The sequence below is a fragment of the Halostagnicola sp. A-GB9-2 genome, assembly GCF_030068615.1.
Lineage (GTDB): Archaea > Halobacteriota > Halobacteria > Halobacteriales > Natrialbaceae > Halostagnicola.
The window spans coordinates 1-16,156 of sequence record NZ_JASJOC010000003.1 but is presented as its reverse complement, the minus strand read 5'-3'; the positions used below and the strand labels follow the sequence as shown (position 1 = coordinate 16,156).

The following is a 16,156-nucleotide window of genomic DNA, read 5'->3' as shown; positions in this document are numbered from 1 at the left end:
ATCTCAGAACTCCCCGTTTACGATATCGCTCACTCGCTGGCGGTCGAACAACTCCTCGTCGACGTCGTAGAGTTGTTGGGCCGCACGCTCGGTCAACACGAGGTTCGTGATCGGACCCTGATAGAGTCCACCGCCGCGGTACACGTCGCCGTTCTGAACGGCGGTAAGGCTGCTCGCAACGTTGTGGGTTTCCATGTCCGCCACGATTTCGTCCTGAAACTCTTCGGCAGTCTGCTCTTCGCGCCCGCGGATCAGGAGGACGTCGGGATCGATCTCGAGCAGGTTCTCGTAGTCGATCTGGCCCCGCGAGTCGTGGAAGTCTTCTAACCCTCCTTCTCCCAACGCGTCGCGAACGCCCAGATCGTGCCACTGTTTGAAACTCGTTCCCTTATCGATGGTGTAGGGGTAGTACGAATCGCCATCGGCCGGCCACAAGATTGCGACTTCGGGGGACTCGTCCGCGGGAACGACGTCGTCGATCGTCGCCTGGAACTCGTCGTGAAGGTCGGCGAACGCTTCGTAGCGCTCCTGTTCCTGAAACACTTCTGCGAGTTTCTCGAAAGCCTCGTACAGCGAAAGGTACTCGTAGTCCTCGTGCCACGTGTAATCCCTTGAGAAAATACTGTTACCGAAGAACGGAGCGATAGCCTGTTCGACTTCCTCGATGTCATCTTCGTCCCACCCTTCGTATCGGTTCATGAGGAAGTTCGGGTCTATCACGTGCACATCGACATCGTGTTCGAAGAACACTTCCCTATCGGCCCCGGACTCTGAGAGAGCTATCATATCGCTTTTGTCGACGCTCACCCCGGGAATTTCGTCGTAATACTGGGTATGAAACCGCTCGGTGAGCCAGACGCCTTCGGGCGGATCCTGGCCGAGGGCTATCCCCATGTCAGCCCAACTTCCGTTATTTCCCATCCACGTCTCGGGCACCGAGTCGAACTCGACGGTGCCGACGGGCTCCATCGTCACGGAATAGCTTTCGCTACCGTCGGTATCGCCGTTGCTATCGTCACCGGTTATACAGCCTGCGGCGACGCCCAATCCGGCAACTGCCACGCTCGATCGGAGGACGGTCCGTCTCGTCCAGTGATTGTCGTTGGCCATCATATTTTAGGCTTGCCTAAAAATTGAAAAGTGTTTCGATACTGCCTCTATTCACTGACAGGTTGAACCACCCTCGAACGAGAGAGTTCGTCTGAGAGAGGGTGGGTCGATGGCAATGACCCACAACGTTGAACCGGGATCTGCGGAGCTGACAGCGGTACGGAATCGTTCCCGTCCGATGGGCCGCTTCGTCTCAGCGAGCGTGGAGAAGGATTCGATTATGGCGAGCCGACGAAACGCCGGAATACGATCCCGACGAGACCGACTTTGTTGACGAGGAGCGCTTCTGGAGACCGGGGGCAAAGGATCGGAGCGGGGATTAGCCTCGAGAAACCGATGATCGAACAGCAGTGTGGCACCGATTATCGGCCGTCACAACGCCCGGAGCTCCGCAACGACCGACTCGACGTCGACTCGCTCGAGAACCCCGCGTTCGGAGACGTACTCGCTCGCGCAGTCGGCCGGCGTCACGTCGAAAGTCGGATTCAGCACGTCGATCGACGCGTCGCCGCCATAGACGGCGTCCCTCGAGCCGGACTCGATGTTGACCTCCGAACGAGTCGAGACCTTGTCCGTCGCGGCGACGACCGAGACGGGAACGCCTTCTCGAGCGGCCGCGAGCGCGATCGAGCGCGTGCCGGTCTTGTTGACCACGGAGCCCTCGGGAAGGATCGTATCGGCACCGACGAGGACGCGGTCGACCTCCTCGCGTGCGAGCACCGATGCGGCCGCAGCGTCGGTATGGAGCGTCACCGGTACCTCGTTCGCGAGCGTTTCGGCGACGGCGACGCCCTCGCGGGCTGGCCCTGATTCAGCGACGAAAACGCGCGAGGGTGAGCTGCTCTCGAGCGCCTCGAGGACCGTCCCCGAGCGCGAGAGGGTCAACACCGTATCGCCTTCGATCAGTTCGGCGGCGGTCTCGGCAGCTCCGCGGTCGGCTTCGACCGCGCGATCGATGCCGGCTATCGTCGACTCGAGGATTGCGACAGCGTCGGCTTTCGAATCGTCCGCGACCGGCTCGTCAGATTCAACCTCCGTCGTGGCACCCGCCATCGCTCTGTTCACCCGGTTTCGCAGGACGGCCATCGAGGGGCGGCTCTCGAGCAGACGCCGAGCGAGTTCCGCGAGTTCGTCCCGTTCTTCGTCGGGGTCGACACCGACATCGTCGCGCTCGCCGATTAACAAGCCCGCACGGTCCCGAAGCACCTCGAGGGCGCGAATCGAGAGGAAGGCAGCGCCGTGCTCGTCGTCGGCGGCGACCGACCGAACCGAAGGCGCGACGCGCTCGTAGGCTTCCCAGAGCTTCGGGACCGTCCCCCGTCCATCGATGCCAGCGATCTCCGACGGAATCGTTTCCGTTCCGTTCTCGAGGGCGAGCGCGACCGGCGGCGAGACCCACTCGAACTCCTCGTGTTCCTCGCTCAGTTCGACCGCCCTCGACTCGCAGTCGAACAGGTACGGGTGGACGACCCACTCACGCACGAGTTCCTCGTCGGTCACCCGCAGTTCGCGCCCTGCACGGACCAGCGAGACCTCGTCCTCGAGGCCCGTTTCTTCGGCGATTTCGACGCGAACCTGCTCGTCGGGATCGCCTTCGGCGAAGCCCGAGACGCCGCCCCACTGCCCCGTGTAGGTTCCGACGGCATCGCTACGTCGTAACAGAAGCACCTCGCCCCGGTTTCGAAGGAACGCGGTAACGACGTGACTCGTCTCGCTCTCCTCACCCTCATCGCTCCCAGCTCTCGAGTCGGCCATAGGTGATCGAAGGCCGGCCTCGAGGGAAGGCGTTTCGGGACTACCGCAGCGACGAGTTCGATACCGACGCCATTCTCCGATGACGGTGCGTTTTTGCCGTGGCTCACCCTCTCACCAATATGGACCTACACGCAGTGACGGATCTGCCCGAAATCCGTCCCGGCGACGACATCGCCGAACTCGTCGCTGATCGGGCCGCCCTCGAGGCCGGCGACGTGCTCACCGTCGCGAGCACGATCGTCTCGAAGACGGAGGACCGAGCCGTCGACCTCGAAGAGTTCCCCGTCAGCGGTCGCGCAACCGAGATAGCCGACCGACTCGAGGGGATTACCGGCGAGCAGAAGGATCCGCGGTTCGCACAGGTGGTGCTCGAGGAGAGCACCGAATTACTGATCGACGCGCCGTTTCTCCTGACCGAAACCCGGTTCGGGCACATCTGTGTGAACGCGGGGATCGACCGCTCGAACGTGCCGGATAACGACGTTTTGCTTCTGCCCAAGCGGCCGGCCGAAAGCGCCGAACGCATTCGTTCCGGGCTCGAGGACCGGGGCATCGAGGACGTCGCCGTTATCGTCACCGACACCTGCGGACGGCCGTTCCGACACGGTCAGCGCGGGGTCGCGCTCGGGTGGGCAGGCATGCCCGCGAGCCGAGACTGGCGCGGCGAGGAGGACCGCGACGGCCACGAACTCGGCGTCACCGTCCAGTCGGTCGTCGACGAACTCGCCGCGGCGGCGAACCTGGTGACCGGCGAAGGCAACGGCGGAACCCCCGCCGTGGTCGTCCGAAACTGGGACTTCGGCGACCACGCGGGAAGCGACGAACTGTTCCGATCCGTCGAGGACGATCTGATCCGTCAGGCGCTTCGCGGATGGAGGTTCGACGGATGAGTGATCACAGCCAGAACGACCGAACCCAAAACGGCTCCTCGAGCGACGAAAACGGAAGCGACGGCCCGACTTGGGGGATCGAACTCACACCCGAACACCCGCCCGAACGGATCGCCTCCCTGGCGGCACAAGCCGAAGACGAAGGGTTCGGCGTCGCGTTCACGAGCAGTCACTACTTCAACCGCGATCCGTTCGTCGCCTGCTCGAAGATCGCCGACGAGACAGACGAGATCCGGATCGGACCTGGGGTCGTCAACCCCTACGAAACCCACCCCGTCAGGCTCGCGTCCCAGGTGGCGACTATCGACGAGGTCAGCGACGGCCGCGCGGCTTTCGGCGTCGGTGCCGGCGACCGCTCCTCGCTCGCGAATTTGGGGATCGATCGCGACCGCCCGCTCCGGCGCGTCCTCGAGACCTTTGACATCGCTCGGGAGCTCTGGGCGGGCGAAACGGTCACCCACGAGGGGACCTTCACCGCCAGAGACGCCTCGCTCAACCTCGAGCCGCCATCGGAACGGATCCCCGTCTACGTCGGGGCCCAGGGGCCCCACATGCTCCGAATGAGCGCGAAACACGCCGACGGCGTCCTGATCAACGCCGCCCACCCGGCCGACCTCGAGTGGGCGAGCGATCAACTCGAGCAGGGACTCGAAGACCGTCCCGACGAACACGGCGCGTTCGAATCGCTCGCGTTCGCCAGCGTGAGCGTCGCCGGCGACGAGAAGGCGGCACGAGAAGCGGCTCGTCCGCCCGTCGCATTTATCGTCGGCGGCGCGGCAGACCCGGTACTCGAGCGCCACGATATCGATCAGGAAGCGGCGAGAGAGGTTAGCGAGGCCTTAGAGCGCGGAGACCTGCCCGAGGCCTTCGATCGCGTGACGCCCGAGATGGTCGACGTTTTCTGCATCGCGGGAACGACCGACACGGTCGCCGAACGGTTCGAGGCGGCCCTCGAACACGTCGACGGGATCGTCGTCGGCTCGCCGCTCGGGCCGGATCTCGAGGACGCGGTAGGACGGGCGAGCGAAGCGCTCAGGCGAGCGGACGGAGCGTAACGGAAAACAGCACAAACCGGCCAACGGCGCTAATTTGCGGTGAAAAGATTGCCGACGGCACCGAGGGTCAGCGCGCCGAAAATCCCCAGGCTGGCGATAATTATGAGCGTGCCCATCGCGACGAGCAACGGCGCGACCCCATCACCGAGCGCGACATCGGTGAAGAGTTCGTTCATCTCCGTGATGTTGTCCACGATGACGTTCAGTGGTACGGCGGTGTCCATACGTGGGAGTTGTCACCGATGATACTTGGCCGTGCCGATCCGTGACGCGGTACTCATTCGAGGGGAAATCACCTGCCCCGCCAGTGATCTACCTATCCGCCGCGAGCTATCTCCCAACCCGTCGATCCTCGTCGGAGCCGTTAAGCCCCGGCACTCCGTATCTCCAACCGTGACAGAGGACGCGACACTTTCGGCGTTTCAGGATTCAGAAGACGACGCGGGTGCCAGCGAAGGGCAAGCGGATAGCAGCGAGGACCGATCGGACTCCGGCAACTCGGAAGCCGTGTCCGAACCCGACGCTAACGCGGCGGAGCGAACCGACGCGAACGCCGACATCGATCCGGCCACCTCGACGTACGTCTGGGGGACGTACACCTGCGACAGCTGTACAGAGACGGTCGCTCGAGCCTGGCGCGAAGGAGATGGACTCGTTTGCCCGACCTGTAAGGATTGGTAGCGAAACCACGAGACGACGCCGGTTTGGGGACACATTCCGGAAAATACTGCTGGTTGATCCCGAACATTTATGCTATAGTCGTTGCTCTTTACGTCTGCAATGGCGAAAGGCACGGTCGAATTCTTCAACGACACAGGCGGTTACGGCTTTATCGAAAGCGAGGACGCGGACGAAGACGTATTCTTCCACATGGAAGACGTCGGCGGCCCTGACCTAGAGGAGGGTCAGGAAGTCGAGTTCGATATCGAGCAAGCAGATAAGGGCCCGCGCGCGACGAACGTCGAGCGCCTGTAAGCGCCCGAAGAAGGGGTATCGTTTTTCAAGTACTCACCCACCGAAGAGCAACGCATCCGGTGTCGACACGAGTAATTGACAGCTCCGTGGTTCTCCGAGGATCAGTTATATCAAGATCGACGTGGATTCGAATCTTACCGCGAAGACAACGTCCACAGGCCTTGAACAATGTCCGCCGGATCTAACCTGATTGTCACAAAACATATATTGGTGAACGATAGATACCCCACAAATAGCCGATCGAAATAGGTCCTCGTATTCGGTCACCGCACCCAGTTATCCATGACTAACACAAACACGACAGCCAGACCAGCTAGCGACCACTCGTCACCGAACCCCCTCCCGGTCGATACCGTTAGCACGCTCTCCGAAGAAATCCACGACAACATCAGCCGAGTGATCGTCGGCCACGACGAGGCCATCAGTCACGTCGTCACGGCGATACTCGGCCGCGGCCACGTCCTCCTCGACGACGTTCCCGGCGTCGGCAAGACAATGCTCGCCCGCTCGATTGCAACCTCTGTCGATTGCGAATTCAGCCGAGTACAGTTCACACCCGACTTGCTTCCGACGGACGTCACGGGCGTAAACGTATTCAATCAGAAGACTCGAGAGTTCGAGTTTCGGCCCGGACCCGTTTTCGCTAACATCGTCCTCGGGGACGAGATCAACCGCGCGCCGCCGAAAACGCAGTCCTCGTTACTCGAAGCGATGGAAGAGGGGCAAGTCACCGTCGACGGGACGACGCGACAGCTGCCGAACCCGTTTACCGTCATCGCGACCCAGAACGCCGTCGAGCCCAATCGAACCTACGACCTGCCCTTCGCCGAAGTCGACCGGTTCATGAAAAAGCTCCACCTGGGATACCCCGACCCGGACGAAGAATCGGAGATGCTCGGCCGAACCGTCGGTCAGCACCCGATCGACTCGCTCGAGGCCGTCACGGATCTGGAGACGATCGTTCGGGCGCGTGAAACGGTCGCCAACGCCACCGTCGAAGCGCCCGTTCGCGAGTACGCGACTCGTCTGGCCGGCTACACGCGCGAACACGCACACATCGGCATCAGCCCCCGTGGGACGATTTCGTTGCTCCAGGCGGCACAGGCCCACGCAGTCAGTCAGGGACGGGGATACGTCGTGCCGGACGACGTCAAGCACGTCGCTCCGGTCGTCATGAGCCATCGAATCAAAACGACCGATCGAGAGCGGGACGGACGGTCCGTCGTCGAAGACGCGCTCGAGAGCGTCTCCGTTGAATGAGACCGACACGTCGAGGCGTCGGCGTGGTCGCCATTCTGGCGTTTTCGTTCGCCATGGCGTGGCAGTACGGTCCCCGCGCACTAAGTGCGATCATCTTTCCGCTGTGTATCGTGAGCCTCGTGGCGGTCGTCACGACGTACCGTGCCGAGAAACCGGTCGTGAACAGAACGCCGATCAACGCGGGCTTTATCGGCGAACAGCGGACGGTCGAAACCCGTATCGAGCCGAACAACCCGGTCTCAGCAACCGTTCACGACGCCGTCGACGAGACAGGCGGTCTCACGGATACCGACGACTCGAACCGAGCGGAGACGACGATTTCCACGGAGCATCGCTTTCGGTACGACGTTCGACTCGAGGCTCGAGGCGAACACGACGTCGGACCGATCTCGATTACCATCACGGACCTGCTCGGACTAATGAAACGGCGGTTCGAAGACGACCAGACGACATCGATACTGGTCTTTCCCCGCATCTACGATCTCAGCGAAGGGTCGAATAGCGACCTGCAGATGCTCGCGGACGCCGCCGGCGTCGCCAGCCGCGAGGAGTTCGACCACCTTCGAGAGTACGTTCGGGGCGACTCCCTGCGGGACGTCCACTGGAAATCCGCCGCGAAACGATCCGACGGCGAACTCGTCGTCAAGGAGTTCGTCGACGACGAGGATCGTGGCTCGGCCTCGATCGCCGCGGAGTGTATCCCCGGCCGAGAAGACGAGTTGGCCGCCGCAGTCGCCAGCGTCACGACCTACTTGCTCGAGCTAAACGTCTCGGTCGGCGTGACGCTTCCCGACGCAACGCGGCCGCCGTCGACCGGTGAGGAACACCACCGCGACGTTTTGGGACTGTTGGCCCTCGTCGAGGCCGGCGAACTCGACGACCAAACGAAAACCGACGCCGACGTCCTCGTCCAATCCGACGCGAACGGGACAGTCGTGCTTGTCGACGGCCACGAGATCCCCTTCAACCGACTGCGCGGGAGAGCAGGTAGTGGACGGACGAATACGGCAGGGGGTCGCCACTCTCCCGAATCTCTCGGGACGGACGCCCAATCGGAGGTGTCCCCGTGAGCTCACGATCGAAGCGAGGAGTCACGTCGGTCGACCTGGATGGGACGGTCGGACCGCGGGCATTCCGAATCGTCGCGCTCGGCGGCATCGGGATTCTGACGGCATCGTACGTCAGAGTGTTACACCAGGACGTCACGTCGGTCGTCGGTGGTACGGAAACGCTGTTTGCCGTCGTCGCCGCGATGCTGGTCGCCGCGACGGTACTCGCGTATACGATTCGACCGCGAACGGCGATACTCGCGGCAACGGTGGCGGCGGCCGTCGGGTTTTCGTACTACCTGAACGCGGCGGGCGTCGAACTCGGCGTCGCGATTTCGGCGTGGGACGCCCTCCTTTCGGACGCGATCACACTCGCGACTGGGCTCCCGATCCTCAGAATGGTCGAAGCGGGAACGTGGGCGCTCGGGTTTGCACCGGGCCCCGTCTTTCTCTCGTGGTATCTCGCGATGCGAGAGCGGTACGTCTGGAGCGTCGTTCCCGGCGGGTTTGCCCTGCTATTTCTGGTTCTGACCGGAAACGCGGGAATTACCGTCACCATGCTTGGGACCTTGGGTGCGATCACGGCGGTCGCCTTCGGCGAACTCGCCCACCGCGACGGATCGATCGCGCAAGCGGATATCCTCGCAATCATATTCGCGCTGATGATCGCCCTCTCGCTGTCGGTCACGGTTATCCCCGGCGGAGACAACGGTGGACCAGTCTTCATCGACAGCGACGGTCCACAGACCCTCGAGGGGACGATCGACTCCTCGCCTGGCCACTCGGGGATCGGGGGACAAGTCGATCTCTCACCGGAAGTGCGGTTTACGGCGGAATCCGAACGGGCGAGTTACTGGCGCACCGGCGTCTACGATCGCTTTACCGGCGATGAGTGGGTCCGAACCGGAGAGACCAGCGAGTACGACGGCAGCCTCGAGTCACCGCCGGGCGACTACGAGACGGTCGAACAGGAGATCGATCTCGAAACCGAAATCGGGACGATGCCGATGGCGGCCCACCCGCTCTCGGTCGAAGGGAGTGGGATCGGGGTCGCCGAAGTCACGGACCACGGGCAGATCCACCCGGTGGAAACGCTGCTCGAGCGCGACGAGTACACCGTCGAAAGCGCAGTCCTCGACCCGGAGCCGAACGAACTCCGAACCGCCGGACGGAACTACCCGGACGAAATTCAAGCTAGCGAGTACCGCCAGACGCCGGAAGACACCTCGAGCGAGTTCGAGGATGAAACGGCCGATATCGTCGAACACGCCGACAACCCCTACGAAAAGGCGGTTGCGATCGAATCACACCTCCGGTCCTCCAAGGACTACTCGCTCGACGTCGAAAAGCCCTCGGGCAACGTCGCGGAGGACTTCCTCCTCGAGATGGACGAGGGCTACTGTGTCTACTTCGCGACGGCGATGACACAGATGCTCCGCTCGGAGGACGTTCCCGCGCGGTACGTCACCGGCTACGCAGAGGGACAACAGGTCGATGACGACGAGTGGGTCGTTCGAGGATTAGACGCCCACGCCTGGGTCGAAGTCTACTTCCCCGGTCACGGCTGGGTCGAATTCGAGCCGACGCCGCCGGGCGACCGTCAGGACGCCCACGACGACGTCCTGCAGGATGCACGCGACGAGGGACAAAGCGGTATCGACACCGAGCAGAGCGAAGATATCCCGCTCGAAGAGGAAGAAGAAGAGGATCCAGACGGCGATGGTCCCGACGAGAACGGAACCGAAGATCCGGACGAGAACGGATCGGAGGACGGGACCGAATCCGAAGAGCGAAACGAATCGAACGGAAACGAGAGCGGTCCCGATCCCGACGACAGCGGTGGAACGGATACCGAATCCGAAGACGAGGAATCCATACTCCCGTCGATATCGTTCGAAGACGCCGTAATCGGGCTCTCCCTGGTGGTCGGACTCGTCGCAGGGATCCGCCGGAGCGGCGTCGGCTCCCACGTGAGCCGGACGGCTCACCTCTACTGGCACGGCTCCCAAGATACCCCGGCGGCGGACGCCGAACGCGCCTACAGACGACTCGAGATTCTCCTCGAGCGAACGTATCGGCCGCGACGAGAGAACGAATCGGTGCGCGAGTACCTCGCGACGCTCTCGGAGACTGACGAACTGGATCCGCGCATCGACGAAGTCGGTAAAACGTATGAGTTAGCCAAGTACAGCGGAGATATCAGCCGAGAACGGACTGACGAAGCGATCGAACTGGTCGACGAACTGGCGCGTGAACGACTCCCAGTGATCGGCAATTCGACCGATGCGTGAATCGACCACTGAAAAAGAACCACACGAGGGAGGGAAGGTCCCGATAGTGTTTAATATGCTGGTTTCGTACGGGCGAACGTAATGTCGGAAGTCTGCTCGACGTGCGGGCTGCCTGATGAGCTTTGCGTCTGTGAAGACGTCGCCAAAGGTCAACAGCAACTCACCATCCGCATTGACGAGCGCAGATACGGTAAGGAGGTAACGATCATCCAAGGATTCGACCCCAAAGACGTCGACCTCGACAGTCTGTCGTCGGATCTCAAGTCAAAATTCGCCTGTGGCGGCACAGTCGAAGACAGCCAGATTGAACTACAAGGGAATCACTCCGGTCGCATCGAGGATTTCCTTCGGGATCGCGGCTTCAACGTCGCATAGGATGATCTGAGACGACTCCCGAACCCACGACAGCCCGTATCGCTTCACTATCGCCCCCGTTTTCTCCGTAGAGACCGACCCGAACAGCGCGGCGACCGGCCCGAACAGCACAACGACCGACACTGGCAGTACTGCTATCGGAAGTACCGAATTACGACCTCAATCAGAACGGTGATTCGGTGCTCTGTGTCGATTCGTTGGGTGACTCCTTCTCCGAAACGAGGCCGTACTTTAGCCCGTACTCCTCGAGACCGCCCTCCATACTTTCGACCGTCGCATCGGCGCTTCCTTCGTACGAGCCGATAAGATTGGCGGCCTGCACGCTCGCCTTCCCGTGCGGGCAGACGGTGACGATACGTTCCGCTTCCTCGAATTCCTCTATACGTCCCGAGAGTTCGTGGAACGGAACGTTTTCGCTGCCGGGGATGTGGCTGTGTTCGAAACTTCGCTCGTCGCGGATATCGACGATCCGAACGTCAGCGTTATTCTCGAGAAGTTCCTTGACCGCTTCAGTGGAGATTTCGCCGTCCATTTGCCCGGTTGTTAGACCTCGGGCTGAATAAGACCACGGGTCGCCCCCGATGTCGACATCGCCGGCAACACCACCGACCGCCTCAAAGCAATCCGTCTTCGCGGGCCAGCAACAGCGCGCTGATCGTCGAATCGTTCGCGGGTTGCTCGCGGGCCCGCTCGAACGCCTCCTCGACCGGAAGCGACGTCACCTCGAGAAATTCGTTGGAGTCGAGTTCGGTTTCTCCCGGAACGAGTCCGTCCGCATAGACAACGGCACGGTCGTGATCAAGCACACCCGTCGCGACGGCGTACTCCTGGAGAAGTACGGTCGTCGAGGGCTCGAACCCGGTTTCTTCCTCGAGTTCTCGCGCCGCGGCTTCGGTGTAGGACTCGCCGTCTTCGACAATCCCCGCGGGCAACTCGAGGTGGTGCTCACGAATCGCCGGGCGGTACTGCTCGACGAAGAGAATCCGATCCCCGTCGCCCGCCGAATCGGTCGATCCGACCGCGGTTCCCGTTACCTTGGCGACGACGACGACCGCCGGCGGCAGTTCCGCCCAGTAATAGCGCTTCTCGGTTCCGTCGGGCTGTTCGACCAGATCGTATCCCCCCTCGTACCAGCCCGTCTCGTACTCGGCCTCCCGCTCGATAACGTCCCACTCGTCCGGGACAGTCGGTTCGCGTGACTCGTCTGCGTCGGTCATCGGACCCGAATGGGGTCCGGAGTCGGTAATAGGTGCCGCTTTGGACGCTTCTCGAGCGGTCCGGTAGCGACGAACCGGGAGCTTACAAGAGATCGCGATACAATCGCCCGAACGCCTGTCGCCGGAGCGTCGCAACCGCCGCGTCCTCCTCGTCCTGAAACGTTGCGGCGACCGCCGAGCCGTCGGGGCCGGCGTGCCAGACAACGTGGTCGACAGACTCATGGCCCGTTTCCGTCACCTCACCGTCGTACTCCTCGAGCCAAGCCGTATACTCCTCCCGGGTGCCGACACGGACCGAAAGCATGCTGGCGAAGAGGGCGTCTCGAGCCGTCTCGACGACCTCACTGGAGACGCGTTCCTGATACTCCTCGCGGTCAAACTCCATCGCCTTGGCAACCTCTCGGACAACGGTCTGTGCCGCAGGACCGATGCTCTCGTAACGTTCGCTCGCATCAGCAACCGAATCGGGGGAAAACGAACCCGTCGTGTGCATAGTAGGACTGATGAGACCGGGCGATTACAGGGTTTCGTTGTCCGACTCCGTGGCCGTCTCCGAGAGCTCACGATCCGACGACTCCGCGGACGGATCGTCATCCGAAGTTCCCTCGCTCCCATCCGACGACTCGTACAGTTTTCGAGTCAGCTCCCGAGCCTCCTCAAGAGCCCCCTGAGCCTCCGGACTCGGCTCCTGTGTCGTCGATCCACGACCCGGCTGACGGGACTGTGCGGCCAGTTCTGCCTCGAGCGACGGCGACTGTCCGTGATCGGTTCCCTGTTTGATCTCCGGTGTCTCAACCTCGGATGCATGCTCGGTAACGATCTCGGCGAGCTCGTCCGGTCCCCGTTCGTTCCAATTGGGTGCGTAGGTTTCGAGCCACTCGAGATGATCCTCTCGACCCAGTGAGGCGGTCACTGCGAAATGATTCGCGAGGTGGACACCATCGGCTTCCTCGGTCCCACAGACTGGACAGGCGTATCCCATACCGGCGCGTACGGTAGCCAACGGTAAAATCACCTCGTCTCCGAATCAGCCACGCTTCAACTACTCAGTCGCTCGATCCAATCGAACGAGATGGGGAACCACCGTTCGGAATGTGACGTTCTCGCCACCCGCGAGTGGCAAAACCACGATTGTAGATTCGGCGGCATCTTCGATCAGGAACCACGGTCCACTACCCATCGAAAGGTGGATTTGTCCGATACTACTCGAGTTCGCAAATCATGACGATGGCATCCTCGTCGTTCTCGTAATAGTTCGGTACGCGTCGAAGTGGATCGAATCCGAAGGTCCGATAGAGGCGTCTCGCACCGCCGTTAGATGGTCGGACCTCGAGTTTGATCGAGTTTGCATCGTACGTACCGAGTACGGAGAGCGCTCGGGTGAGCAACGCCGAACCGACTCCCGAGCCACGATGGTCGGGATGAACGGCGATATCCTTGATGTGACCCAGATTGCGGCCGTAGTTCGGCGTAACATCGGAAACGACGTAGCCGACAATCGACCGGTTTTCGCCAATCGCGACCAGAAACCCCGGCTCGCCGAGAAACGTTTCGAACGCATCGTAGGGCCACGGTTGGGAAAACGACGCGTTCTCGATCCGGACAACGGCAAGGAGGTCGGCCCGTTGTGCCCGCCGAATCGAGAGGCTGTCTCCCCCCTCTGGAACAGGGACCGTCATGGACGAATCTATCACACCGAACCATAAAAACGAACCGTCGGGCAAATCGGGAGGCTGCTCCCGGGTTCGGACGTACTCGAGTCGGCGAAATTCTAACTCTCGGTATCTTCCGCTTCGACTCGTTGGGCGTGCTCCTCGAGATCGGCCGCCAGCGCTCGAGCCTGATCGGAACCTAACTGCAGCTCCACCATGTGCGCCGGGAAGTGCTCTTCCGCTCGGTTATCGAGTTCGACCTGCAACAGAACATCGGCCGGATCCGTGCGATCCGTCGTCGCGTCCACCACGGCAACCGATTCCGTTTCGAACTCGTATCCAGTTGCGACCGCATCGACGTAATCTAACGTCGTGTACGCAGTAACGGACATCAGGCGGTTTGTCATAGCCCGAGTATCACTTCGAATCCACTTAGCCACCGCGGCTTCGGTCGACGCCTCGAGTCGTGTTGTGAACCCTCGGCAATCTACAACAGATCGTCGCCGTTACAGTAAATATCTGAGTAATAACGTAATAACCACACCCGTTCCTAGATCTCTATCGATCGGACAGGAAACAACAATTGATGACGAGGTGCTTGACCAAAATCGCAGTACCTGACGGCATTCTCCCCCGTGGGACGAAACCGAGATACCGGCTATCCTTTCCGCCATAAGCGAGTACGGGTATCGCTTGCACCCGAGGGCGAACTTATGGGCTTGTCGAACAAACGAATGGTTATGATACGCGTTTCGCGAACTCGAGTCGGCAGACGGCAGCACGTTTCGGCCGATGTCGCACCGGAATTACACCAGACAGAGGGACAACATGACTAAAACAGAATGTGCGACTGAACCGGTAGACGATGATGAACGCGACGACAGTCACCTCGACGACGTTGAGGTCGGTGCGGGCTGTACGGAAATCTGGGAACACCTCGCCGAGGAACGCGACGAGTGAGACGTATACCGGAACAAGAGCTTTTTGGCGACTTGCTCCCTACTATGTGGTCATGAGCGATAATCGGCGCGGCGATCAACCATCGGAAGAAGCTGGTCAATCAGTGCCAACAGATCGGAAATCACCTGTTGGGGCACCAGTCATCCGTGGTGACGAATCGGTTGCCGGAAACCGCGCCCGCAAAGCTGTCCAATTCGACCCTGATGACCCCGAGAGCCTCGCCGACGCAGCCGAGACTGTCAGACAGTTCGCGGCCGGGAACACCACGGGAGATCACCTGTATATGCTTCGCGGAGCGGCCGCATGTGCGGCCCTCGTCCGCGGCGAAGGATCGTACAAGGCCGCCGCGGAGCGTGCACGCGATGGAATCGACGAAACGACCTTGAGCGAGGACGATGCCGAACCCGAAACCGCTACCGTTTCGTTTATTCGAAAATGGGCTCGCGTTCACGATCTCCCCCGATCGGTACGTCGGCAGGTCGCCCTCGGACAGATCGCACCAACCGCGGCCAAACACATCGCACGCGTTTCCGGCGAATCTCGCCTCCTCTTGGCGTGGGCCACACTCGACGGCGAACTCACTGTTCGACAGGTCAGAAGCGTCGCGAGCGCCGTCAACGATGACACCCCTATCGACCGCGCCCTCGCCCAGTGCGACGTCCAATTGGGACACCTCGAGCTCAGCCTCCCACCGGTAATCTACCGCGACCTTCGACAACAGGCGTCTCTCGAGGGCAGGCCCCCCGGAGAGATCGTCTCGAATGCGTTAGAGCAATACCTCGAATGAGATTCGTCCGGTAATTCTCCATCGAATTCACCATCGGAGAAAGAAACGTTTAACCACTACTCGCCGATAGTACAAGACACAGGGCCGGTAGCTCAGTTTGGCAGAGCGTCTGGCTTTTAACCAGACGGTCGCGTGTTCAAATCGCGCCCGGCCCGCTTTTGCTCCGAGTAGTTACTCGAGGAGCGAAGCCGCCACGAATAATTTACGGAGACTAGGCCCCTTGCCAGACCTCCCCGATGTTTTTGATTCGTTGTTTCCGTGTCTTCCGAACACGATCCAGCCGCTGAAATCAGCGGAAAAGTGAACGTAGCTCTGTTCATCTCTCTGGACTACAATAACGGAACTATCGTGATTTAGTTGATAATCGACTGTTGATTTCGGAGTAGGGAAAGTATATCCAATACTGAAAGAATAGAGAAATACCATATTTATCGTCCGGAACACACTGTATTCCTTAGATCGACAGTCTCAGATGAACGTCGACGAAGGGGAGGACGATTTAAACCGACGGTGGGCGCTCACTGATTTGACACCGTAATCCAGATCTTCCGCTCGCAACGAAGTGTTTTTGGAAAAGCCAAGGGCCGGATTTGAACCGGCGGTGGGCGGCTCTGCAGGCCGCTGCGTTCGGCCGGACTCTGCCACCTTGGCGCAGATAGTGGTAGACGAGTTGCGCGCATAACGGTTACGGTCCCCGACGGCGATGCGACGTGAAGGCTACGCTGTCGGTACTCGAATACGAAATAGCGAAACCTCAACCAGAGTTCCCACTGGTTGAGG

19 protein-coding genes and 2 tRNA genes are annotated in these 16,156 nt (G+C 61.1%); 11 read left to right on the top strand and 10 right to left on the bottom strand.

From position 1 onward, the window contains the following. Nucleotides 1-3 precede the first annotated feature (3 nt). Both QNM96_RS08505 and QNM96_RS08500 read right to left on the bottom strand, forming a co-directional pair. A complete protein-coding gene (locus QNM96_RS08505; RefSeq protein WP_283835692.1) occupies nt 4-1,110 on the bottom strand; it encodes an ABC transporter substrate-binding protein in 1,107 nt (368 codons plus the stop codon). A 372-nt stretch (nt 1,111-1,482) separates the two neighbouring features. Beyond that, nucleotides 1,483-2,865 (bottom strand): initiation factor 2B, encoded by a 1,383-nt coding sequence (locus QNM96_RS08500; RefSeq protein WP_283835691.1) that lies wholly within the window; start codon nt 2,863-2,865, stop codon nt 1,483-1,485. Nucleotides 2,866-2,984: 119 nt separating this feature from the next. Between QNM96_RS08500 and QNM96_RS08495 the strand changes: the two genes are divergently transcribed. Together QNM96_RS08495 and QNM96_RS08490 are read left to right on the top strand one after the other, a co-directional pair. Then, nucleotides 2,985-3,755, top strand: coding sequence for a coenzyme F420-0:L-glutamate ligase (locus QNM96_RS08495; protein ID WP_283835690.1), 771 nt, complete (start codon nt 2,985-2,987; stop codon nt 3,753-3,755). After that, nucleotides 3,752-4,810, top strand: coding sequence for a 5,10-methylenetetrahydromethanopterin reductase (locus QNM96_RS08490; protein WP_283835689.1), 1,059 nt, complete (start codon nt 3,752-3,754; stop codon nt 4,808-4,810). The genes QNM96_RS08495 and QNM96_RS08490 overlap by 4 nt, the downstream gene beginning before the upstream one ends. Before the next feature lie 29 nt (nt 4,811-4,839). Here the strand turns inward: QNM96_RS08490 and QNM96_RS08485 are convergent, their stop codons facing one another. Continuing rightward, nucleotides 4,840-5,034 carry a hypothetical protein gene (locus QNM96_RS08485; protein WP_283835688.1) on the bottom strand — a complete coding sequence of 65 codons (195 nt, stop codon included), beginning with the start codon at nt 5,032-5,034 and terminating at the stop codon, nt 4,840-4,842. A gap of 169 nt (nt 5,035-5,203) precedes the next feature. Here QNM96_RS08485 and QNM96_RS08480 point away from each other — a divergent pair, with 169 nt between their 5' ends. From QNM96_RS08480 to yciH, 6 genes are all read left to right on the top strand, one after another. After that, nucleotides 5,204-5,491, top strand: a complete 288-nt coding sequence (locus tag QNM96_RS08480) for a hypothetical protein (protein ID WP_283835687.1) — start codon at nt 5,204-5,206, stop codon at nt 5,489-5,491. A gap of 99 nt (nt 5,492-5,590) precedes the next feature. Continuing rightward, nucleotides 5,591-5,785, top strand: coding sequence for a cold-shock protein (locus QNM96_RS08475; protein WP_283835686.1), 195 nt, complete (start codon nt 5,591-5,593; stop codon nt 5,783-5,785). Nucleotides 5,786-6,067: 282 nt separating this feature from the next. Beyond that, nucleotides 6,068-7,045, top strand: coding sequence for a MoxR family ATPase (locus QNM96_RS08470; RefSeq protein WP_283835685.1), 978 nt, complete (start codon nt 6,068-6,070; stop codon nt 7,043-7,045). After that, nucleotides 7,042-8,115, top strand: a complete 1,074-nt coding sequence (locus QNM96_RS08465) for a DUF58 domain-containing protein (RefSeq protein ID WP_283835684.1) — start codon at nt 7,042-7,044, stop codon at nt 8,113-8,115. Before QNM96_RS08470 ends, QNM96_RS08465 begins: the two co-directional genes overlap by 4 nt. Next, nucleotides 8,112-10,385, top strand: coding sequence for a DUF3488 and transglutaminase-like domain-containing protein (locus QNM96_RS08460; protein WP_283835683.1), 2,274 nt, complete (start codon nt 8,112-8,114; stop codon nt 10,383-10,385). Before QNM96_RS08465 ends, QNM96_RS08460 begins: the two co-directional genes overlap by 4 nt. A gap of 81 nt (nt 10,386-10,466) precedes the next feature. Further along, on the top strand, nt 10,467-10,760 hold the full coding sequence (yciH, locus tag QNM96_RS08455; protein WP_283835681.1) for a stress response translation initiation inhibitor YciH: 294 nt from the start codon (nt 10,467-10,469) through the stop codon (nt 10,758-10,760). A gap of 163 nt (nt 10,761-10,923) precedes the next feature. Here the strand turns inward: yciH and QNM96_RS08450 are convergent, their stop codons facing one another. The 6 genes from QNM96_RS08450 to QNM96_RS08425 form a co-directional block, all read right to left on the bottom strand. Then, nucleotides 10,924-11,292, bottom strand: coding sequence for a rhodanese-like domain-containing protein (locus tag QNM96_RS08450; protein WP_283835680.1), 369 nt, complete (start codon nt 11,290-11,292; stop codon nt 10,924-10,926). A gap of 82 nt (nt 11,293-11,374) precedes the next feature. Further along, the gene (locus QNM96_RS08445; RefSeq protein WP_283835678.1) at nt 11,375-11,977 is read right to left on the bottom strand and encodes an NUDIX hydrolase; all 603 of its coding nucleotides are present in this window, start codon (nt 11,975-11,977) and stop codon (nt 11,375-11,377) included. 82 nt (nt 11,978-12,059) lie between these two features. Then, nucleotides 12,060-12,470 carry a DUF5809 family protein gene (locus QNM96_RS08440; protein WP_283835677.1) on the bottom strand — a complete coding sequence of 137 codons (411 nt, stop codon included), beginning with the start codon at nt 12,468-12,470 and terminating at the stop codon, nt 12,060-12,062. A 24-nt stretch (nt 12,471-12,494) separates the two neighbouring features. Next, nucleotides 12,495-12,959: a DUF5810 domain-containing protein gene (locus tag QNM96_RS08435; protein WP_283835675.1), complete on the bottom strand. Its 465-nt coding sequence runs from the start codon at nt 12,957-12,959 to the stop codon at nt 12,495-12,497. 220 nt (nt 12,960-13,179) lie between these two features. Then, the gene (rimI, locus tag QNM96_RS08430; protein ID WP_283835674.1) at nt 13,180-13,656 is read right to left on the bottom strand and encodes a ribosomal protein S18-alanine N-acetyltransferase; all 477 of its coding nucleotides are present in this window, start codon (nt 13,654-13,656) and stop codon (nt 13,180-13,182) included. A gap of 92 nt (nt 13,657-13,748) precedes the next feature. Next, nucleotides 13,749-14,036, bottom strand: coding sequence for a DUF6360 family protein (locus QNM96_RS08425; RefSeq protein ID WP_283835672.1), 288 nt, complete (start codon nt 14,034-14,036; stop codon nt 13,749-13,751). Between the two features lie 421 nt (nt 14,037-14,457). Between QNM96_RS08425 and QNM96_RS08420 the strand changes: the two genes are divergently transcribed. The 3 genes from QNM96_RS08420 (at nt 14,458) to QNM96_RS08410 (ending at nt 15,531) form a co-directional block, all read left to right on the top strand. Then, on the top strand, nt 14,458-14,589 hold the full coding sequence (locus tag QNM96_RS08420) for a hypothetical protein (RefSeq protein ID WP_283835671.1): 132 nt from the start codon (nt 14,458-14,460) through the stop codon (nt 14,587-14,589). 52 nt (nt 14,590-14,641) lie between these two features. After that, entirely contained in the window at nt 14,642-15,376 is a 735-nt protein-coding gene (locus QNM96_RS08415; protein WP_283835669.1) for a hypothetical protein, read from the top strand. Nucleotides 15,377-15,457: 81 nt separating this feature from the next. Beyond that, nucleotides 15,458-15,531: transfer RNA gene (locus QNM96_RS08410), tRNA-Lys, on the top strand. Nucleotides 15,532-15,951: 420 nt separating this feature from the next. Here the strand turns inward: QNM96_RS08410 and QNM96_RS08405 are convergent. Then, a tRNA-Cys gene (locus QNM96_RS08405) sits at nt 15,952-16,027 on the bottom strand. Nucleotides 16,028-16,156 lie beyond the last annotated feature (129 nt).